Annotated in this window: 19 protein-coding genes; 4 read left to right on the forward strand and 15 right to left on the reverse strand. The window is 59.7% G+C overall.

Annotation, left to right across the window (positions count from 1 at the left end; genetic code table 11):
- Window positions 1–7 precede the first annotated feature (7 nt).
- From AB5Z02_RS00775 to AB5Z02_RS00790, 4 genes are read right to left on the reverse strand one after another with little or no spacing between them, the layout of a single operon-like run.
- On the reverse strand, window positions 8–877 hold the full coding sequence (locus tag AB5Z02_RS00775) for an SDR family oxidoreductase (RefSeq protein ID WP_236323057.1): 870 nt from the start codon (window positions 875–877) through the stop codon (window positions 8–10).
- Between the two features lie 34 nt (window positions 878–911).
- A complete protein-coding gene (locus AB5Z02_RS00780) occupies window positions 912–1,565 on the reverse strand; it encodes a TenA family transcriptional regulator (RefSeq protein ID WP_021229767.1) in 654 nt (217 codons plus the stop codon).
- Window positions 1,562–3,058, reverse strand: coding sequence for an AMP-dependent synthetase/ligase (locus AB5Z02_RS00785; protein ID WP_368214976.1), 1,497 nt, complete (start codon window positions 3,056–3,058; stop codon window positions 1,562–1,564). The genes AB5Z02_RS00780 and AB5Z02_RS00785 overlap by 4 nt, the downstream gene beginning before the upstream one ends.
- Window positions 3,055–3,729, reverse strand: a complete 675-nt coding sequence (locus AB5Z02_RS00790; RefSeq protein ID WP_368214978.1) for a thermostable hemolysin — start codon at window positions 3,727–3,729, stop codon at window positions 3,055–3,057. Before AB5Z02_RS00790 ends, AB5Z02_RS00785 begins: the two co-directional genes overlap by 4 nt.
- A gap of 144 nt (window positions 3,730–3,873) precedes the next feature.
- Here AB5Z02_RS00790 and AB5Z02_RS00795 point away from each other — a divergent pair, with 144 nt between their 5' ends.
- Entirely contained in the window at window positions 3,874–4,521 is a 648-nt protein-coding gene (locus AB5Z02_RS00795; RefSeq protein ID WP_368214980.1) for a class I SAM-dependent methyltransferase, read from the forward strand.
- Between the two features lie 41 nt (window positions 4,522–4,562).
- Here AB5Z02_RS00795 and AB5Z02_RS00800 read toward each other — a convergent pair whose 3' ends face one another.
- A complete protein-coding gene (locus tag AB5Z02_RS00800) occupies window positions 4,563–5,951 on the reverse strand; it encodes an NAD(P)/FAD-dependent oxidoreductase (RefSeq protein ID WP_368214982.1) in 1,389 nt (462 codons plus the stop codon).
- 28 nt (window positions 5,952–5,979) lie between these two features.
- On the reverse strand, window positions 5,980–6,903 hold the full coding sequence (locus tag AB5Z02_RS00805) for an ABC transporter six-transmembrane domain-containing protein (RefSeq protein WP_368214984.1): 924 nt from the start codon (window positions 6,901–6,903) through the stop codon (window positions 5,980–5,982).
- Window positions 6,904–7,010: 107 nt separating this feature from the next.
- Between AB5Z02_RS00805 and AB5Z02_RS00810 the strand changes: the two genes are divergently transcribed.
- From AB5Z02_RS00810 to AB5Z02_RS00820, 3 genes are all read left to right on the forward strand, one after another.
- Entirely contained in the window at window positions 7,011–7,604 is a 594-nt protein-coding gene (locus tag AB5Z02_RS00810) for a TetR/AcrR family transcriptional regulator (protein WP_151286109.1), read from the forward strand.
- Window positions 7,605–7,709: 105 nt separating this feature from the next.
- Window positions 7,710–8,936: a winged helix-turn-helix domain-containing protein gene (locus AB5Z02_RS00815; protein WP_368214985.1), complete on the forward strand. Its 1,227-nt coding sequence runs from the start codon at window positions 7,710–7,712 to the stop codon at window positions 8,934–8,936.
- A gap of 91 nt (window positions 8,937–9,027) precedes the next feature.
- Window positions 9,028–9,777: a substrate-binding periplasmic protein gene (locus AB5Z02_RS00820; protein WP_368214987.1), complete on the forward strand. Its 750-nt coding sequence runs from the start codon at window positions 9,028–9,030 to the stop codon at window positions 9,775–9,777.
- An 88-nt stretch (window positions 9,778–9,865) separates the two neighbouring features.
- On the opposite strand, the gene AB5Z02_RS00825 is transcribed toward AB5Z02_RS00820, so the two are convergent.
- The 9 genes from AB5Z02_RS00825 to AB5Z02_RS00865 form a co-directional block, all read right to left on the reverse strand.
- Window positions 9,866–10,990, reverse strand: coding sequence for a M20 family metallopeptidase (locus tag AB5Z02_RS00825; protein WP_368214988.1), 1,125 nt, complete (start codon window positions 10,988–10,990; stop codon window positions 9,866–9,868).
- A gap of 25 nt (window positions 10,991–11,015) precedes the next feature.
- Window positions 11,016–11,483, reverse strand: coding sequence for a YjiG family protein (locus AB5Z02_RS00830; protein WP_005335063.1), 468 nt, complete (start codon window positions 11,481–11,483; stop codon window positions 11,016–11,018).
- Window positions 11,480–12,208, reverse strand: coding sequence for a nucleoside recognition domain-containing protein (locus tag AB5Z02_RS00835; RefSeq protein ID WP_005335061.1), 729 nt, complete (start codon window positions 12,206–12,208; stop codon window positions 11,480–11,482). Before AB5Z02_RS00835 ends, AB5Z02_RS00830 begins: the two co-directional genes overlap by 4 nt.
- A 251-nt stretch (window positions 12,209–12,459) precedes the next feature.
- Window positions 12,460–12,816 carry a fumarate reductase subunit FrdD gene (gene frdD, locus AB5Z02_RS00840; RefSeq protein ID WP_005335059.1) on the reverse strand — a complete coding sequence of 119 codons (357 nt, stop codon included), beginning with the start codon at window positions 12,814–12,816 and terminating at the stop codon, window positions 12,460–12,462.
- A 10-nt stretch (window positions 12,817–12,826) separates the two neighbouring features.
- Window positions 12,827–13,225 carry a hypothetical protein gene (locus AB5Z02_RS00845; protein ID WP_005335058.1) on the reverse strand — a complete coding sequence of 133 codons (399 nt, stop codon included), beginning with the start codon at window positions 13,223–13,225 and terminating at the stop codon, window positions 12,827–12,829.
- A 16-nt stretch (window positions 13,226–13,241) separates the two neighbouring features.
- Window positions 13,242–13,976, reverse strand: a complete 735-nt coding sequence (locus AB5Z02_RS00850; RefSeq protein WP_005335057.1) for a succinate dehydrogenase/fumarate reductase iron-sulfur subunit — start codon at window positions 13,974–13,976, stop codon at window positions 13,242–13,244.
- Window positions 13,969–15,753, reverse strand: a complete 1,785-nt coding sequence (frdA, locus tag AB5Z02_RS00855) for a fumarate reductase (quinol) flavoprotein subunit (RefSeq protein ID WP_005362288.1) — start codon at window positions 15,751–15,753, stop codon at window positions 13,969–13,971. Before frdA ends, AB5Z02_RS00850 begins: the two co-directional genes overlap by 8 nt.
- Window positions 15,754–16,262: 509 nt before the next feature.
- Window positions 16,263–18,140 (reverse strand): methyl-accepting chemotaxis protein, encoded by a 1,878-nt coding sequence (locus tag AB5Z02_RS00860; protein WP_021229777.1) that lies wholly within the window; start codon window positions 18,138–18,140, stop codon window positions 16,263–16,265.
- 155 nt (window positions 18,141–18,295) lie between these two features.
- Window positions 18,296–18,979: a glycerophosphodiester phosphodiesterase gene (locus AB5Z02_RS00865; RefSeq protein WP_236294517.1), complete on the reverse strand. Its 684-nt coding sequence runs from the start codon at window positions 18,977–18,979 to the stop codon at window positions 18,296–18,298.
- Window position 18,980: the final 1 nt, after the last annotated feature.

Here is an 18,980-nt window from a genome sequence, read left to right on the forward strand (position 1 = left end):
GTTCATATTAATGCTCCTTCTTGGTCGGGATCGGGCGGGACAAGTCTGGTTGTGGCGCACTGTTTGCGCCGGCATCAGCCGTCCCTGGCTGAAGATGACGGGCATAACGTTTGATGATCGGCAGCTGTCTGGCCAGCGCCTTGTCGACGATTCCGGGCAGCAGGGCGTTGAGCCGCACGAACAGTTTTTCCGGCCAGCCGAGCCAGCTGCGGCGGGTTTCGTTGCACAGGGCGATGACCGCCTCTTCGGCCACCTCCTGCGGGCTGTCAGTCTGGGTGCCGAGCGCCGCATTCATCTCGTAGGCGGCCTCGGAGTTGAGCTTGGTACGGGTGGCGCGGGGGGAAAAGTGCAGCACCTTGATGCCGCTCCCCTCCAGCTCCCGTCCCAGCGCTTCGCTAAAGCCGCGCAGGGCAAATTTGCTGGCGCAGTAGACGCTGTAACCGGGGTAGCCGATGCTGCCCAGACTCGACCCCATGTTCATGATGATCCCCGGCTTGCGCATGGTTGGCAGCAGGGCTCGGGTGAGCTGGATGGGCGCCTCGATATTGAGCAGCAGCTGGCGCTCCACCTGCTCGAAGCTCTGATCTTCCAGCCAGGCAAACTGGTTGCAGCCAGCATTGTTGATCAGGATGTCGATCCCGTCCTCCAGTGCCGGGTGTTGCAACAGCTTGGCCCGCTCCTGCGCAGAGCCGAGGTCGGCGAGCACCACCTGATGGCGCTCGGGATGAGGCAGTGACTTGCACAGCCGCTCCAGTGCCGGGCCGCGACGACCGTGCAGCAGCAGGTGTGCCCCCTGGGCGGCCAGCTCCTGCGCCAGCTCTTCACCTATGCCACCGCTGGCGCCGGTGAGCAGCACGAGTTTCCCTTCAAGGTTCATGGTATGGATTCCCTTTTTGCTGTCTGCTGCCGACTTACGGTGTGGCGGTGAGGTTGTAGAGCATCTCGCCATAGAGGCGATAAACCACCTTGGCCCCGTGGATGATGGCGGCCTGATCCGCCGGACTCTCGACCCGATCCATCAGGGATTCAAAGAACTTGAGGTGCTCCTGATCCAGGGCGCCGTGGGAACTCAGGTAGCTCATCGCCTGCGGTGGCAGGCCGAGTCCCTTTTTCAGCTGGTCGGCAACGGTGAGGGCGATGGCGACGCTGGTGCCTTCCAGTACCTGCACCATGCCGAAGAAGCCCATGGGGTTGCCGCGCTGGATCTGATCGTAGAGGAAGGCGACCATCAGCTCGATGGGCAGCCCGGGCTGGCCGTGGCGCACCGCCTCGGCATCACCGCCACAGGCGCGGATATCGCTTAAGATCCACTCCTGATGGCCATACTCCTCGTCGATGTACTCGGCAATGGCGCCACGCACCCACTCGTACTCCTGACCCAGCTTGCCGCCGGTTGCCATCAGCAGCGGAACTGTGTGGCGCACGTGGTAGTAAGCCTGCGCCAGAAAGGCGAGATAGGTGTCACGGCTGATATCGCCACGGCGGCAGGCTTCGATGATGGGGGCGTTGAACAGATGCTCACGCTCCTGAGCAGTGGCTTGTTGCAGAGTCTGGTAGAAGCTCATGACGATTCTCCTGTAAGGCATTGGCTGATTTGCCGGGAAAAGTGTTGGTAAATCTCGTTGCGACGGGGGCGCCCGTTGGCGGTCAGCAGGCCGGGATGCTGGTCGAGTGCCACCGGCAACCAGTAGTGCAGGCGGGCATAATCGGGCAGCCGCTGGTTCAGACCTGCGATCTGGCGGGGCAGATCCGCCTCTTTGCCCGGCAGGGGCTGGATCAGCGCCACGTTGGCGGGTTGACCATCGCCAAACACCACGATGCGAGCGATGGCGGGGCAGAGCTGGGCCTCGGCCTCCACCCACTCTGGCGAGAAGTTGCGGCCAAAGGCGGTGATCTGGACATTCTTCTTGCGCCCGGTGATATGGAGGTAGCCTTCTTCATCGAGGTGGCCCAGATCGCCTGTGGCGATCTGCATGGCAGAAGGTTCGCCGGTGGCGATCTGTTCGGGAGTCGGTTCGTTGCTGCCGAGATAGCCCAGCATGGCACTGCCGCTCACCATAATTTCGCCGTCGCTGGCGATGGTGACCTGACAGTGAGGCAGGGGGCGGCCTACGCTGCCTGGCTTGTCAGCATCCAGGCTGTTGAGCGCCACCACGGAGCCACACTCCGAGAGGCCATATCCCTCATACACCGGCAGGCCGAGCTGGCGGGCATGTTTGATCAGGTCGGGGGCCACCTTGCCGCCACCGACGGCAATAAAGCGCAGGCTCTTGAGCTGTTGGGCCAGCGTCGGGGTGCTGGTGCAGAGCGCCAGCAGCAGGCGCAGCAGTTCGGGCACCAACACCAGACTATGGGTCGACCAGCGCAGCAGGGCTTCTCCCAGCATGGCAGGGTTGAGCGAGCTGGAGCCGGTGAAACCGAGCTCCCCGAGGGACGGAATGCGGCTGCAGGCGCCGGTCAGCAGCGGCACATAGAGGCCGGTGATGTTCTCAAGCAGGGTCGCCAGCGGCAGCAGGGTCAGGTGTTTTTCTACCTTGGCTGGCGCGACTCGCTCGGCCAGCGCATGGCTTACCGCCATCATCTGGGTCAGTGACAGGCAGACGCCCTTGGGCTGGCCCGTGGTACCGGAGGTGTAGGTGATCTTGGCGGTGCCCTTGGGCAGTGCCGGTCGATTAGCCGGTATGTGGCGCCAGAGTGGCAGCTCGCCTGTGATCAGCGAGAGCGGCTCGGCGGCATGCCACCCCTGATGATATGGGCCGACCAGCGCATCGGCGCCGCTGCTCTCCAGCAGCCACTCTTGCTGCTCAAGGCTGAAGAAGTGGGGTACCGGGATCACCACGATCCCGGCTTTGGTGCAGGCGAGATCCAGCAGCGCCCAGGGCAGGCCGTTGTCCAGTTGCAGCGCCAGACGGCTGATGTCGAGCTGTTGCAGCTGACTGGCCAGACGCTGGATCTGTTGCCACAGGGTCTGGTAATCGAGGCGCTGCTGGCTGCTCAGTAGCGCAGGGGATTGCGGATTCTCGTGGGCATGTTTGGCGATGGCGTCGAACAGGCTCATTGGGCGCACCTTATTTGATGGGTCTGGTTATCACTGCACTTGCCTGCATCCTCAAACAGAGTCGGCATGGGGGCCAGCAGATTGAGCAGCAGGCTGCGCTGGGCGAGCACCTCGCGCCCCTGATTGATGTCACCCACCATCACCTTGGGTTGGCAGCGGTAGTACTCACCCCAGGCGTCGGCGTCGGCCCCCACCTGATGGGCCTGTGCGGGGGCCAGCTCCACCGGGTTGAGTTGCAGCCGGGCAAAGCTGTTGCGCAGCTTGGCCGTGCCGGTAAAGACTACGTAGTCGAGGGTGTTTTCACATAGCAGACGACACAGCGCCGCAAACATCAGGCGGGCATTGCCCGGTTCGCTGCAGGCCAGATTGCCCACTTCGATAATGCGGTTGCGTGCCGGATAGACCCCGAGGCGGGTGTTGATGGCGGCCTCGATGGGTTGCTCCAGATACTGTTCCAGATAGAGAGGCCCCTCACTGGCATGATTGAGACCACAGGCACCGACCAGCGTCCCGTCCGCCCTGTAGAGCCCCAGCAGGCAGGGGAGAAAATGGGGGATGCGGGCGTTGAACTCGAGGGTGTAGGCGGCCTGGATGTAGGTTTGCAGCGCCATGACCTGCTGCGGGGACTTGGCTAGCAGCAATCGGTAGGGGGCCTGGATCTCGATGGTCATGGGTGACTCCTTCTCTTGCGATGGTTTGAGAGTAAAAGGGCAAACTTAAGAAACCCTTAAGGAGCAAAAAAAGTTGTCAGCGAGGCAGCGGGCAGGCAATCTGCGCCGCTGTTATCCAACAGGAAGCCCCCAAGAGGAACCGCCATGTCATCCACCGTCAGCTGCCCCCTGTGTGCCAGCCATCGCAGTTATCCCCTGTCGGTGGCGGGCAAGCGCTATCATCGCTGCCTCGCGTGCGAGCTGGTCTGGCTGGATGAGGCGGATCATCTGGATGAGGCGGCGGAGAAGGCGGTCTATGACGGTCACGACAACCGGGTGGATGATCCCCGTTATCGCAGCTTTCTGATGCGGGCTTTTGGTGAGGTGCTGGCGCGGGTGCCAACCCCTGCCAGTGGCCTCGACTTTGGCTGTGGCCCGGGGCCGGCGCTGGTGGCGATGGGGCGCGAGGCGGGTTACCAGATGGCGGGGTATGACAAGTTCTACGCAGATTTTCCCGAGTTGCTGACGCGTCAGTATGACTTCATCACCAGTACCGAGGTGATCGAGCATATTGCCGAGCCGCGCACGGTGCTGGCGCAGTTGTGGGATTGCCTCAAGCCTGGTGGCCTGCTGGTGCTGCAAACCCAGCGGGTGCTCAGTGACGAGCGGTTTAAAAACTGGCGCTATCGCCACGACCCGACCCACATCGTCTTCTTTGCCGAGGCATCGTTTCGGGTGCTGGCTGCTCGCTGGCAGGCCGAACTCAGCTTCCCCCACGCCGATGTGGCGGTATTGCAGAAAGGCACGCCCTGAGGCGTGCCTTCGTCTGTTACTCGTCGAGTTCTTGCTCGGCGCTACTCCTTGTAGCCCTTGTCCTGCCACTGGTAGTACATCAGGGCAGATTTGACGCCGATTGACTTGAACGGCTCTGGCGGCAGCCACATCGGCAGACTCTGCTCCGCGTGGTTGAACCAGGGGTGATCCTTGCCTTGATAGAGGCTGGCCACAATGTCGCCAAACAGGAAGGAGAGATTGATGCCGTGGCCGTTGTAGCCGAGGGCGTAGTAGATGTTCTTGTGATCCCCCATTACCCCCACTGCTTCGGTGCTGTCACCTGTCATGCCGAGCACCCCGTCCCACACCTGCTCAAATTTGATCCCCTTGAGGGCCGGATAGAGGGTCACCAGCTCGCTCATCATCATCTCGCTGACCCGGTTAAGATCGCCCTTGTAGTTGAGGCCGTCGTTGAAGACGTACTCGGCATTGCCGCCACCGATGACGATGCGGTTATCCGGGGTCAATACCAGATGGAACAGGATGTTGCGGGTGTCGTAGTAGGGCAGCCGACTCTGCCACTGGATGGCGGCCAGCTGTTTTTTGGTAAGCGGCTCGGTGACGGCGCTCTGGGCGTGCACCGGAAAGACCCGGCCGCTGAAGTAGCCAAGTTTTGAGGTATAGCCGTTGGTCGCCAGCACTATGCTGTTGGCGGTCACCTTGTACTTGTCGGCCACATTGAGCTCGATCTGCTTGCCCTCCTTGATCCCCAGCACCGGGCTCTGTTCATAGATGGTGACGCCCGCCTGCTCCACCGCCTTGCGCAGGGCATTGACCAGTTTCATGGCGTGAACTTGACCACCATTGGGGTCGTAGACCGCCCCCACGTAGCGGTCGGTGCCGAGTTTTTCCTCTGTGGTATCGGCGTTCCAGTACTGGAGCGGGATGCCGAGGCGATTGGCGGTTTTCACATAGTCGCGGTACTCGGCGATATCCTCCTCATCGAGGAGCGCTTCCACATAGCCATCGAGCTTGAGGTCGGCCTCGACGCCGGTTGAGGCGACCAGCGCCTGCAGCTTGCGCATGCTGGCGACGGTGAGATCGTAGTGGCGCTTGCTCGCTTCCCCCTCTTCGTAGAGGTCCATCACCTCGGAGCCCGGCAACACCATGCCGCCGTTGCGGCCCGAGGCGCCGCTGCCCACCTGTTTGGCCTCGAAGATAGCGATCTTGAGCGACGGATTGGCCTTGGCCAGATGCCATGCACTGGAGAGGCCGCTGTAGCCGCCACCTATGATGGCGATATCCACCTTCATGTCTTGCGCCAGCGGGGCACTATCCTCTGCCGGTTTCTCCTTGAACCAGTAGCTGGTGTTGGGCTCAAAGTCGCTCATCTTGGGGCCGCAGGCGGCGAGGAAAAAACAGCTGATGCACATGGTCAACGCTCGTTGGCAAAGGGTGGTCGGATTCATCTTCTACTCCGGTTACAGATACAAAATATCAAATCATTTCATCGGGTTGGGCGGTATTGACCCGGCGGCCTATGTCTCTCAGCCTGGCCAGCTGATCGGCAAGGCCGGGTCCCTCATCCAAGCTGGTGACAAAGTTCCAGAGGTAGGTCATCACAGCATAGACATGGCCTGCCGAGACCTGGGGCTGGGCCATCAGCATGGTGATGGCCAGCAGGAACAGCAGGGAGGCGCTGATGCCGACCGCCAGAAAAGCGAGTGCCTCCCGATCCGAAATCCGGATGCGGAGCCAGGCCAGCGCGCGGTAGTGGCGGGCGAGGCTGGCTGATTGGGCATGGGTGACCAGTTTGACCTCGTGTTCCAGCCGATCGTTGAGCCGCTCGTGCAGCAGCTGGTTCTTGCGCGAAAAGCCGGGCAGCAGCAGGCCGAACAGCAGCAATATCCCCATGCAGGCGATGCCGACCCAGAACTCGATCACCATCAGCATCACGGCCGCCCCGACGATGGAGATCAGGCTGGTGGCCAGGATCGGGATATGTTTCTCGAAGAAATCGACAAACTCCCGCGCCAAGGTGACCCGCGCCACTATGGTAGATTGCCCCTCCTGCTGCTGGCGTTGTGTCAGGATCACCGGCACCGCCAGTGCCGCATAGATATGGGTAAAGGCGCGGGTGTCGACCGCCCGGCGCAGGGCACCGATGAGCCAGAACAGCAGGACGATGAGGGCGTAGCTTGAAGCCTGCCACCACTGGCCCTTGACGATGGCGTCGATGGCAAAGCCGGCGAACAGGGGATAGACCACCAGCAGGATGTTTTCGAGGGCCACCAGCGAGAAGGTGCCCGCCAGCTTGAGGGGATTGGCCCGTGCAATCGCCCCCAGCGAACGACCGGCCGAGTGTGGCAACGGCGTGGCCTGCTCGTCGCAACTGGCTGCCGAAGTGGTTGGTGTTGTCATGGGTTATCTCCTAAGATGTCGGAAACGCTAAGTTTGAGCGAGTGCTCAAAGTTTGTTTGAGCGACTGCTCAAAGTCAAGCAGATCGATTGATATCGCAGGAGGTCAGATGGCACGCCCATCAGCAGAACAGCGCAAAGAGATGATCATCGAGGCCGTACTGGCCCTGTTTCGAGAGAAGGGGATGGCGGCATCGTCAACCCGTGATATTGCCGAGCGCACCGGTCTGGCGCGCAGTCACGTCTACCACTACTTCAAGGATTGGAAGGAGCTCTGCCTCTGCGCCGTGGAGCGTTTCACCAGTCAGGAGATCGCCGAGCAGCGGGAGTGGTTGCTGCCGCTACCCGCCCGCGAAGCGTTGCCGCTGTTTGTGCGGGACAACCTGCCGACCAGTCAGGATGCCTCCTGGGCCATCTATCTCGATGCCTGGAACGAGTCACTGCGCGACCCTGTGTTTGCCGAGAGCTACCGCAAAATCATTCTGGCGTGGCGCGAGGTGCTGGAGCAGATCCTGCAAAAGGGGATCGACAGCGGCGAGTTTGTCGCGGGCGATGCCCGGCGACTGGCGCGTCAGATCACCTCTCTCATCAACGGCTATGCCGATGACCTGATTCTGGAGCCGACCCCCGAGACGGTAGAGGCCACTTATCAAGAGATCATGCTGGTGGTCAATCAGCTGGTCTTGCCCCCGGCCCATTCATAGCGGCGCTGGCACACAGGGAGGGGAGGCATACCAGCGTGGTACCTCCCCGTTTTTGTTGGCCATCCGCCGGGCGCGCGATGGTCAGATACCAGGGAGCGGTTGTTGATGTCGATTACCCATTTGTCACTGCAAGATGCCCGTCATCTGCAACTGGCGGCGCAGGGGCTGCTTGCCCCCCGTCGCAGCAAGGCGACCCCGGCCGATCTGCTGGCCACCATTCGCCGCATGGCGCTGCTGCAGATCGATACCATCTCGGTGGTGGCACGCAGCCCCTATCTGGTGCTGTTCAGCCGGCTTGGCCAGTACGAACCGAGCTGGCTGGAGCAACTGCTGGCTGACGGCGAGATCTTCGAATATTGGGCCCACGAGGCCTGCTTTGTGCCCCGCGAGGATTACCGGTTGTTGCGCCACCGGATGCTCGACCCCGCCGCCATGGGGTGGAAGTTTTCGGCCAACTGGCTCGCTACCCATCAGCAGGAGATCGGTCAGCTGATCGAGCGTATTCGTCAGCACGGCCCGGTGCGGGCGGCTGACTTTGAACGCACAACCGGCAAGGGGAATGGCTGGTGGGACTGGAAACCGGAGAAGCGCCATCTCGAGGTGTTGTTTACCAGCGGTCAGCTGATGGTGCGGGAGCGGCGCAACTTTCAGCGAGTCTATGACCTGGCCGAGCGGGTTATCCCCGAGTGGAGCGACCAGCGGGATCTGCCGAGCGTCGAGCAGGCGCAGCGGGATATGGTGTGCGCCAGCTGCCGGGCGTTGGGGCTGGTCAAGACTGGCTGGGTTGCGGACTACTACCGGCTGCGGCGCGGCAAATATGACGCCTTGCTCCATCAACTGGCGGACGAGGGTGAACTGTTGCCGGTACGAGTGGAGGGATGGCAGCACGGCGCTTTTGTGCACGCCTCGCTGGCCGATGAGCTGGCAAGGGCACAGGCGGGCACCCTCAAGGCAACCCATACCACGGCCTTGTCGCCGTTCGATCCGCTGGTATGGGATCGCAAGCGAGCCAGTGAGTTGTTCAACTTCGACTATCGCATCGAGTGCTATACCCCGGCCCCCAAGCGTCAGTACGGTTACTTCGTGTTGCCCTTGCTCCATCGCGGCAAGCTGGTGGGCAGAATGGATGCCAAGGCCCATCGCCAGCAGGGGATCTTCGAGATCAAGAGCCTCTATCTGGAAGCTGGTGTGAGAGTGACCCGTACGCTTGCACAGGATCTGGCGAAAGCCCTGCAAAAGCTGGCTGACTGGCACCAGACACCGCAGCTCCGTTATGGTGCCATTCCGGCCAATTTGCTGGCGTTGTGGCATGAAAGCGCCCCTGCAAAGTGAGCAAAATCCCTTCTGGGCTAAGCTGCAAGAGGGATAAACAGTTCGGGAGCGGGAGATGAGACGAGCAGGAACATGGTGGGCGGGATTGGCGATGGCCATCTTGTCCCCTGCGTTATGGGGGCAAGAGCCGCCAGTGAAGATTTGCCTGGGAGAGGGCAACGAGTGGGCCCCCTTTACCTACTGGGAGCGCAAGGACGGGGTGCCCGATACCAGCCGCCTGACCGGTTCTGCGACGACGCTGGTGCTCGATGCCCTGCAACAGAGCGGGCTCTCGCACCAGATCCGCTATCTGCCCTGGGCACGGGTGCAGCAGGAGCTGGCGGATTATCGCCAGAATGGTCTGTGCGAGCTGACCTGGGATGCCAGCTACAAGCCGGAGCGGGCCGAGTTTGCCTTCTACAGCGTTCCCCTCTACTACACCCACCTCGGTTTTTTCTATCTCAAGCGCCGCTACCCCGAACCGCCGGATCTGCAGACGGTCAATCGATCCCGGGTGTGCGGGGTGATTGGCTACAACTACACCCCCTACGGGCTTGCGCAGGAGCCACGCCGGGTCAAACAGTTGCAGCAGGCGCTCGATATGCTGGAGCGGGATCGTTGCGACTTTCTGCCAAGTGAAATCGAACCTCTGGTGGCAGGCATCAGCCTTGGCATCTACCGCAGCGAGAGCGGGTTGCTCAATCTCGCCCTGCCCAGCCGCAAGGGATTCTATCTGCTGGTGAGCAAGGGCTCCCCCCGCGCCCACCAGCTGGTGAATATCCTCAATCAGTCGCTGGTGGCGTTTCAGGAAGGGGGGCATACGGATGAGGTGATGCGCCGCTTCTTGCCGGCAATGGAGTAATAGCGAAGGGGTGCTGTCATTCTGGGGAGCAGATAAACAGAGGGCCAGCCGGTGCAAACCGGCTGGCCCTTTTTTACGTGAGAGGCTGTCAGGCCGCCAGACGGGTCAGTACCTTCACCAGCAGCTCGATGCGCGGGGCAATGCTGGCCAGATCCAGATACTCCTCGTCACTGTGGAAACCGGCACCGATAGGGCCCAGACCATCCAGAGTGGGGATGCCGAGGGCGGCAGTGAGGTTGGCATCGGAGCCGCCCCCCACCTCCTGCCAGCTGATCGGCAGCCCCAGTTCGGTGCCACACTCTTCCACCAGCAGCATCAGTGCCTGAGTGCCTTCTGATGGCACCATGGCCGGTTTGTGGGCCTCGCGGGTCAGCTGGATGGTGACACCGTCCAGATGGGGACGCTCGGCCAGGGTCAGCAGATAATCGTCGATCTGGTGGTACTCCTGATTGTCCCAGAAACGGACATCCACCACGGCGCTGGCATGGGCCGGCACTATGTTGGCGCCATTGCCCCCCTCGACAATGCCGATGTTGAGGGTGGTGCCGCTCTCGAAGTTGGTCAGGGCGTTGATGGCCAGGATCCAGTGGCCCAGCTCGGTGATGGCGCTGCGCCCCTTCTGCGGTTCGTTGCCTGCGTGAGCCGCCTTGCCGGTGAAATCGATGCGATAACGGGCCATCCCCTTGCGCGCCTTGACCAGCGAGCCATCGGCGCGGGCCGCTTCGGCCACCAGCACCTGTTTCGCCTGTTTGGCCACCGTTGCCAGCCAGTCACTGGAGTGGAGGGAACCAATCTCCTCGTCCGGGTTCATGCAGACGCAGATGCTCAGGCGATCGCGCACCTCGCGGGGCAGTTCACGCAGGGCATAGACGATGTTGAGCAGGCCCGATTTCATGTCGGAGACACCGGGACCGTAAGCGCGCTCACCATCGACGCTCATCGGGCGGGCGGCGGCGGTGCCGAGGGGGAAGACGGTATCCATATGGCCGATCAGCATTACATCGATCTGCGCCGCATCAGGCTGGTTGCGGATCTCCAGCCCCACCCCCGCGGCGCCGCAGTCGACCCGCTTGATCTGCCAGCCGCCCATCGCCTCATATTTAGCGGCCATCAGGTCGGCGACCGCCGCAATGCCCGGCTGGTGCAGGGATCCGCAATCCAGATTGATCAGCGGGGCCAGTTCGGTCAGGTATTGATCCAGAGAAAAAGTCATTGCTTGCTCCACTATCAGGTTCGGGTCAGAGAAGGATGTTCATCACCAGCATGGCGCCGAAGGCGTTGAGTACCGAGATGGCGACCATGATGGGGATGTAACGCCCTTCGGTGCCGATGCAGCCGAGGATGCGGCCCATGTACTGTACCTGGGAGCCCATCAGGTAGATGGCTGGCGCCAGAATGGCGATGTGAGTGCCGTTGAGGATCCCCTGATCGAACAGGGTGATGACCACACCGACCGCACCGCCCATCGACATCCAGGCGCCGATCAGCACGGCTGCCGCCTCTCCGGGCAACCCGAAGATGGCCATGACAGGGGAGAAGATGGCGCCCATGGCATCCAGTGCGCCGGTGATCTGCAGCGCCTTGATGATGACGAAGGCCATCAGTACGTTGGGTACGGTGGAGGTGGTGGCGATGACCCAGCCCTTCTTGGCCCCTTCGACGAAGATATCGGTGACGATGGGTTTCTTGATGTTGGCCTGGCTCATTTGGCTTGCTCCTGAGTGTTGAGGGTCTGCTGGGTGTTGTTATCGGTCTGCTTGCCTTCGCTCATATTGAGGTAGACCCGGAACAGGTTGGCCCCGACAAATTTGAAGGCGAACATCACGATGACAGCCAGACCGATGGAGGAGCTGACCGCCGGGCTGCCATCTGCCAGCGTCAGGGTGAACAGTACGGCGCCGGAGGAGAAGAAGTTGACGATGGTGGCACCTGCGGAGAACTGGAACATGGTGAACACATCGGTTTCACGCTTGGTGATGAGCCCCTCATCCTTGAGCTGACGGGTCATGGCGGCACCGGCATCGGTACTCTGCAGGGAGGCGATCAGCGCCAGACCGGTATTACCGGGGATCCCCATCAGTGGGCGCAGCAGCGGGGTCAGCAACTTGCGGGCCGCTTCCAGCGCGCCGTAGTGCTCCAGCACATTGATCATACCGAGGGCAAACATCACGGTGGGGATCAGGGTCAGGGCGAACAGAAAGCCATCGCGAGCGCCGTTGCCCCCCTTGCCGCGCATGTCGGTCATGGCGGTCTTGATGCCGTCACCATTCTCGCTGACGCTCTGGACCATGGTGCCGAACGAGCCGTTCAGCGTGGTGAAATCGAATACCCCATACCACTCGCCGGATTGCAACAGTCCGGAGAAGAAGACCACGGCGAAGGCCAGTGCCAGGTAACTGCCTATGCTCACCGAGCGTGTTTTGTCTGTCATTAGCTAGCTCCATATGAATAATTATTTAATCTGAATAATTATAATTGATATGGATGTCACTAAATTGATGGTGGTCAAAATGGTTTGCTGCAAATGACGAATGTATTGGGGTTATGTGACTATGATCGCCATATGATTGGACGATAATCTGGTTTTTATCGAATTGTTTGAGTGAATAAAAAGCAGGGGCGGGGTAGCGGGGCAAAAAAAACCGGGCACGAGGCCCGGTTTGGTCAATCAGTCAGATGTGATTACTGGAGTACCAGCACCATCAGCAGGCCGACACTAATGGCAGATACCAGGAAGGCAAAGCCATAGAACACATAGTGGTGCAGCTTGGTGGTGTGGATCCCCAGATCGTGCAGACCGTGGTAGATACGGTGCATACCGTGCCAGACTGGCAGGGCGATGATCACCAGCAGGATGCAGGCACCCCACCAGGAGCTGGCGAACGCGTGCACGCGGTCATAGCTCATGGTTTCCACGTCCATGATGCCCATGGGCACCAGCAGACCGGTGATGAGGACAATGACCGGCAGCAGCATGGCAACGACCATGCCACCCGCACCAAACAGACCCCAGTAAATTGGTTCGTCAGAACGTCTCATTGTTTTCTCCTCAGGCCACGATGATCAGGACAAGCAGGGACACCACCGCCAGCGCCACATACTGGGCGAGAACGATCGGCTTCTCCGGTACCAGGTCTTCACCACGGAAGATACGCATGGCTTTCGGCGCCAGGGCGAACCAGGTTTTGGCATGGAACAGGCACGCCGCCAGAGCGACGACATGGAACAGGATGGCGATCGGGCTTTGCAGGGATTCCAGCCAGCCGTTGAACGCTTCCTGACCCTGAACCAGGCGCATCAGGCCCCACATCAGCACAACGGCGTAGATGGAGACGAAGATACTGGTGCCTTCACGGATCATGTAACCGGTGTAGAAGGCGTTCTTCAGCCACCAGTCTTTCTTCATTTCGCGGACGTAAGGTTTACGTTTGCTATCAGTGTTGTTCATGGTCTCAATCCTGCTCTCAATCTGGCTTGAACATGGCGATCATGTAGTCCTTGGCGCTTTCGACCTTGCCAAGCTGGATGGCCGCCGCCGGATCGACGCCCTTCGGGCACACTTCGGAGCAGTAGCCCACGAAGGTACAGCCCCAGACGCCTTCGTCCTGGCTGATGATGCGCATACGCTCTTTGGCGCCGGCATCACGGTTGTCGACGTTGTAGCGATAGGCCAGAGCCAGTGCCGCCGGACCGGTGAACTTCTTGTTGATGCCGTACTGTGGGCAGGCCGCGTAGCAGAGACCACAGTTGATGCACTGGGAGAACTGCTTGTACTGCGCCATCTGGGCCGGAGTCTGGATGTACTCGCCATCACACAGGCTGCGCGGCTCGCTCGGGATGATGTACGGCTTGATGCTCTCCAGCTTCTCGATGAAGTCGGACATGTCGACCACCAGATCGCGCTCGATCGGGAAGTTGTTGAGCGGCTCGACGGTCATCTTGCCCGGCAGGTAGTCGCGCAGGAACGCCTTGCAACCCAGCTTGGGCACACCGTTGACCATCATGCCGCAGGAGCCGCAGATCGCCATCCGGCAGGACCAGCGGAAGCTCAGGGTAGAGTCCAGGTGATCCTTGATGTACTGCAGGGCGTCCAGCAGAGACATCTCTCTCTGGTATGGCACCTGGAAGGTTTGCATCCAGGGCTCGTTATCCTGTTCCGGACGGTAGCGCAGGATCTCAATTTCAATCATCTCAGCCATTCTTCTTAGCCTCGTCTTGTTTCTCACCCTCGGAGCCGTACACGCGTTTTGCCGGCTGGGACTTAGTGATCTTCACATCGGAGTAATCGATGGAGGGCGTTTCGCCATTTTGGTAGAACGAGAGCGTGTGCTTGAGGAAGTTCACGTCATCACGCTCTTCGTAACCATCCAGACGCTGGTGGGAACCGCGGGACTCTTTACGATTGATGGCGGAGTGCGCCATGGCTTCAGCCACGTCCAGCATGTAGCCCAGTTCGATGGCGTACAGCAGGTCGGTGTTGAAGACAGAGGACTTGTCGTTGATCTTGACCTTTTTGTAACGGGCTTTCAGCTCGTTGATCTTGTCGATGGTGCCCTGCATCAGCTCTTCGGTACGGTAGATACCGACACCGGCTTCCATGGACATGCCCAGTTCGTTGCGGATATCGGCCGGGTTTTCGGTACCGTCTACGTCCATCAGGGAGAGGTGCTGCTTGATGAGCGCCTCGGCCTTGGCGGCCAGCGCTTCGGTATTGCCATGCTTCTGAGTCTTGGCAAATTCACCTGCCTGCTCACCGGCCAGCTTGCCGAATACCACGATCTCGGACAGGGAGTTGGAACCCAGACGGTTGGCACCGTGCAGACCGACGGAGGCACATTCGCCCGCGGCGTAGAGGCCGGGCAGACGGGTGGCACACTTGTTGTCAGTCTCGATACCACCCATGGTGTAGTGGGCAGTCGGACGTACCGGGATAGGCTCTTTGGCCGGATCCACGTTGACGTAGGCTTTGGCCAGTTCGCAGATGAACGGCAGACGCTCTTTCAGGTACTTCTCGCCAAGGTGACGCAGGTCGAGGTGAACCACATCGCCCATCGGGCCCTGAATGACGCGGCCTTTCTGCTGCTCTTGCCAGAATGCCTGGGAAACGCGGTCGCGCGGACCCAGCTCCATGTATTTGCTCTTCGGCTGGCCGATCGGGGTTTCCGGGCCCAAGCCGTAGTCTTGCAGGTAGCGGTAGCCATCCTTGTTCAGCAGGACGCCACCCTCACCACGACAACCTTCGGTCATCAGGATGCCGGTGCCCGGCAGACCGGTCGGGTGATACTGGACGAACTCCATATCACGCAGCGGTACGCCGTGACGGTAGGCCAGTGCCATGCCATCGCCGGTGACGATGCCACCGTTGGTGTTGTAGCGATAGACACGGCCAGCGCCACCAGTGGCCACGATCACGGATTTGGCCTGGATGAAGCGGGTGATACCGTTCTGGATGTCGAAGGTCAGTACGCCCTGAACGCGGCCGTCGTCCACGATCAGATCAAGACAGAAATGCTCGTCGAAGCGCTTGATGCTCGGGTATTTGACGGAGGTCTGGAACAGGGTGTGCAGAATATGGAAACCGGACTTGTCTGCGGCAAACCAGGTACGCGGAACCTTCATGCCACCAAACGGACGCACGTTGGCTTTGCCATCCGGCTTGCGGCTCCAGGGGCAACCCCAGTGCTCCAGCTGGATCATCTCTTTGGTCGCGTTGTTGACGAAGTATTCCACTACGTCCTGCTCGCACAGCCAGTCACCACCGGAGACGGTGTCGTTGAAGTGGTTTTCGAGGGAGTCGTCATCACGGACGACACCGGCGGCGCCGCCTTCGGCAGCAACCGTGTGGCTGCGCATCGGGTAAACCTTGGAAATCAGGGCGATGTCCAGGTCTGGCTGTGATTCGGCTATAGCGATAGCGGCGCGTAAGCCGGTACCGCCAGCACCGATGATGGCCACATCGGTCTTGATAATATCCACATCTGCCTCCTTAGGGATAGATTTGCTGGGCACGATTTTGCTCTATGAAAAAAATTCAGGCTTGATGCAAGTCAAACTGCTAGGTTTTATTCCCTTTTTATTGGTTATTTTTCTATAAAACACCCAAATCCCTGGATGAAAATGTCGTTATTATCGTCATTTTTTGGTGTTACTGAGCAGTTGAACACCTAGCTACGAGTACTTTAACTTCTGGATTGTACGTAGTTTTCTTTCAATAAAATGCGAATCACCTCTCTTTTTAGGTACTCGCGAAAAAAATTTTAAGTTTTTTATTGTAATTTTTTAATGAGAATTATTGGCATTTATCTATTCGGATAGAAATATGTAATCCGAAATTCGACGGTGACCACGGCGGTGACCTGATAATTCCAGACGAATTACAAGGATTTCAAGGTGGGGTATTTGGCGGGTAATGTGAGATTACTCACTGAAAATTAAGCGCTATTTAGAAAAATAAAAGGGGCCTGTACGGCCCCTTTTGCTCATGCTCAAATGCGGAACATGCCGACCTGATTGCTCAGTTCACCCGAAATATTTTTAAGTTGTTCAGAGAGATGGCGTGAGCTGTCAGCATCTACTGCCAGTTCGTCCGAGACATCTTTCACTGCCTGAATGTTGCGACTTACCTCGTCGGTGACGGCCCGCTGCTCTTCAGCCGCGCTGGAGATCTGGGTCGCCATGTCGGAGATCTGGTTGATCGAGGTGGTGATCTGCTCCAGCGCATGGGTGGCGTTGTTGGCGTCATCCACGCTGTTCTGGGCCAGCAGCTGGCCTTCGTGCATGGTGCTGACCGCTCCCTGGGTATTGCGTTGCAGGGTTTCGATCATATTGCGGATCTCGACGGTGGAGCTGTGGGTACGCTGTGACAGGACGCGCACCTCGTCGGCTACCACCGCAAAGCCGCGACCCTGCTCACCGGCACGTGCCGCCTCGATGGCTGCGTTGAGTGCCAGCAGGTTGGTCTGCTCGGCGATGCCCTGAATGGTGGAGAGGATGGTGTTGATCTCCTGAGCGTTTTTCTCCAGTTCCTGAATGATGTTGGAGGCTTGTTCCACCTGGGTGGCCAGATCGGTGATGGAGCGCTGGTTGCGGGCGATCACCTGCTTGCCATGCTCGCAACTGCTGGAGGAGCTGCGGGCTGCTTCGGCGGTCTGCTCGGCGTTGCTGGCAACCTCGACCGCGGTGGCCGACATCTCGTGTACCGCAGTGGCGATCTGGGAGATCTCGTTTTGCTGGCGTGCCAGCCCCTGATTGGCCTTCTCCGCCATGCTGTGGGAGGACTTGGCCTGCTGATTGAGTTGGCCGGAGGAGTTGGAGATATCCTGCACCATCACATGGATCCGCTCGATGAAGGTGTTGACGTGTTTGGCAACCGCGCCTACTTCATCCTCACGTTCAATCTTGATGCGGCGAGTCAGATCGCCGTTGCCACGGGAGAGATCGGCAATCGCTTCGCCCAGGGTTTTCAGAGGGGCCAGCGAGCCGTTGATGGCGACATAGGAGAAGCCTGCCACGATCAGTATGGTGATAAGCCCCTGAATGAGAGAGGAGGTAACCATGCGGCGTACCGACTGGTAGGCGATCTCTTCATCCACCATCATGCCGTAATACCAGTTGGTATTGGGAATGGCATTAAAGTCGTAGACCTCTTTCTTGCCGCTGATCACCAGCTCGTTGATCATGCCGTCATGGGCGACCTGATTGATGTAGGCCGCAGTCAGTTCCGGTGCCAGAGCGGTAGCGGATTTCAGGCTCAGGGAGGCATCTGGGTGCGCGATGATGGTGCCATTGCTGTCCACCAGCATGGCGTAGGTGCCCTCGGTGGTGACCGCCAGAATATCCGAGATCAGTGAGCTGATGGAGACGTCACCGGCGATGACCCCCTGGGTATTGCCACGCTGGAACGGCTCGGCAATGGTGACAATCAGCTGGCCGGTGGAGATATCGGCATAGGGGGCTGTGATGACCAGCTTGCCTGCGGCGGCCGCGTCCTTGTACCAGGGGCGTTGACGTGGGTCATAACCGGCGGGCAAATCGGTTGGTTTACTCTGAATCATTTTGCCGTCTGCGGTACCGGCATAGACCAGGTCGAAGCCACCGGCATTCATGGACTGGGCCAGATGACTGATGGGTTCGTCTTCTTTGGCGAATGCTTCCTTGGTGGTGCTGACCATGCTGATCCGGGAGTCGACCCAGCGGGAGATCCCCTTGACGTTGGCCATGGAGCTTTCGTCGATGATGTTCCAGACCAGTCGCTGGGTCTCGCTGCGCAGTTGCGAGGTGTTGTACCAGACCTGCAGGCAGGTGATCACCAGAATGATGACCCCGATAGCCAGAACAAGCTTGTTTTTAATGGATAAGTTCATAGTTACATCCTTGTGAGCGTCAGTCTGAAGTGTGTGTGGAATCTAGTTATTGTTATGAGCCTCTGTTTATCGGCTGAAGTTGAACTCTTTGTATCCCGGTCAGCTATTTAAAGTTAGTGCCTAAATCAGTGGTTATCCATGTGCGTATCGCCCCCTCACTGCGTCAGAAAACGATCTGGTCGATTGGTGAAGATTCCATCGACCCCCATGCTAGAGAGCGTTTCATAATCTTCTGGATAATCAACGGTATAAACCAGAACTTTGAGCCCCCGGCGATGTGCATCATCGACCAGCGCGGCGTCGATGAAATCAACATCGCAATTGATGGACCAGCCCCCCAGCTCGTCGGCAAACTGCGCCAGGTTGAGCGGCAGGTTAGCGGTCAGGGCACCGAGCCGGATATCGGGCCGCAAGGCGGCAAATCGGGCCAGCTCCGGGTGATGGAAGGAGGAGACCACCCACTGGCCGGGAGTAAAGTCCAGCTCGGCCTCTGCCCGTCGGGTCAGGGCTGCCACCGCATCGGCGGTATGGGCGCCCTTGAGCTCGATATGCAGCTCGCAGCGTCCGGCGATGATCTCCATTACCTGCCACAGAGTCGGGATCACCTCTCCCTCACCGGCATCGAGCTGCTCCAGATAGGAGCGGGATTGTTCGGTCAGCACCCCCTTGCCATTGGTGCAGCGCTCCAGCCGCCGGTCGTGGAAGACCCACAACTCGCCATCGGCCGCCTGCACGTCGATCTCGATGGCTGATGCTCCCAGCTCCAGCGCTTTGGCCATCGCCTTGAGGGTGTTCTCCGGTGCCAGACCGCTGGCGCCACGATGGGCAATAATCTGCATG

It is taken from the genome of Aeromonas sp. R2-3 (assembly GCF_040908375.1).
In the GTDB taxonomy this organism is placed as follows: domain Bacteria; phylum Pseudomonadota; class Gammaproteobacteria; order Enterobacterales; family Aeromonadaceae; genus Aeromonas; species Aeromonas veronii.

Coding starts and splice junctions, on each gene's coding strand:
- AB5Z02_RS00775 (WP_236323057.1), bottom strand. CDS start 877: ATGAACCTTGAAGGGAAACTCGTGCTGCTCACCGGCGCCAGCGGTGGC.
- AB5Z02_RS00780 (WP_021229767.1), bottom strand. CDS start 1,565: ATGAGCTTCTACCAGACTCTGCAACAAGCCACTGCTCAGGAGCGTGAG.
- AB5Z02_RS00785 (WP_368214976.1), bottom strand. CDS start 3,058: ATGAGCCTGTTCGACGCCATCGCCAAACATGCCCACGAGAATCCGCAA.
- AB5Z02_RS00790 (WP_368214978.1), bottom strand. CDS start 3,729: ATGACCATCGAGATCCAGGCCCCCTACCGATTGCTGCTAGCCAAGTCC.
- AB5Z02_RS00795 (WP_368214980.1), top strand. CDS start 3,874: ATGTCATCCACCGTCAGCTGCCCCCTGTGTGCCAGCCATCGCAGTTAT.
- AB5Z02_RS00800 (WP_368214982.1), bottom strand. CDS start 5,951: ATGAATCCGACCACCCTTTGCCAACGAGCGTTGACCATGTGCATCAGC.
- AB5Z02_RS00805 (WP_368214984.1), bottom strand. CDS start 6,903: ATGACAACACCAACCACTTCGGCAGCCAGTTGCGACGAGCAGGCCACG.
- AB5Z02_RS00810 (WP_151286109.1), top strand. CDS start 7,011: ATGGCACGCCCATCAGCAGAACAGCGCAAAGAGATGATCATCGAGGCC.
- AB5Z02_RS00815 (WP_368214985.1), top strand. CDS start 7,710: ATGTCGATTACCCATTTGTCACTGCAAGATGCCCGTCATCTGCAACTG.
- AB5Z02_RS00820 (WP_368214987.1), top strand. CDS start 9,028: ATGGCCATCTTGTCCCCTGCGTTATGGGGGCAAGAGCCGCCAGTGAAG.
- AB5Z02_RS00825 (WP_368214988.1), bottom strand. CDS start 10,990: ATGACTTTTTCTCTGGATCAATACCTGACCGAACTGGCCCCGCTGATC.
- AB5Z02_RS00830 (WP_005335063.1), bottom strand. CDS start 11,483: ATGAGCCAGGCCAACATCAAGAAACCCATCGTCACCGATATCTTCGTC.
- AB5Z02_RS00835 (WP_005335061.1), bottom strand. CDS start 12,208: ATGACAGACAAAACACGCTCGGTGAGCATAGGCAGTTACCTGGCACTG.
- frdD (WP_005335059.1), bottom strand. CDS start 12,816: ATGAGACGTTCTGACGAACCAATTTACTGGGGTCTGTTTGGTGCGGGT.
- AB5Z02_RS00845 (WP_005335058.1), bottom strand. CDS start 13,225: ATGAACAACACTGATAGCAAACGTAAACCTTACGTCCGCGAAATGAAG.
- AB5Z02_RS00850 (WP_005335057.1), bottom strand. CDS start 13,976: ATGGCTGAGATGATTGAAATTGAGATCCTGCGCTACCGTCCGGAACAG.
- AB5Z02_RS00860 (WP_021229777.1), bottom strand. CDS start 18,140: ATGAACTTATCCATTAAAAACAAGCTTGTTCTGGCTATCGGGGTCATC.
- AB5Z02_RS00865 (WP_236294517.1), bottom strand. CDS start 18,979: ATGCAGATTATTGCCCATCGTGGCGCCAGCGGTCTGGCACCGGAGAAC.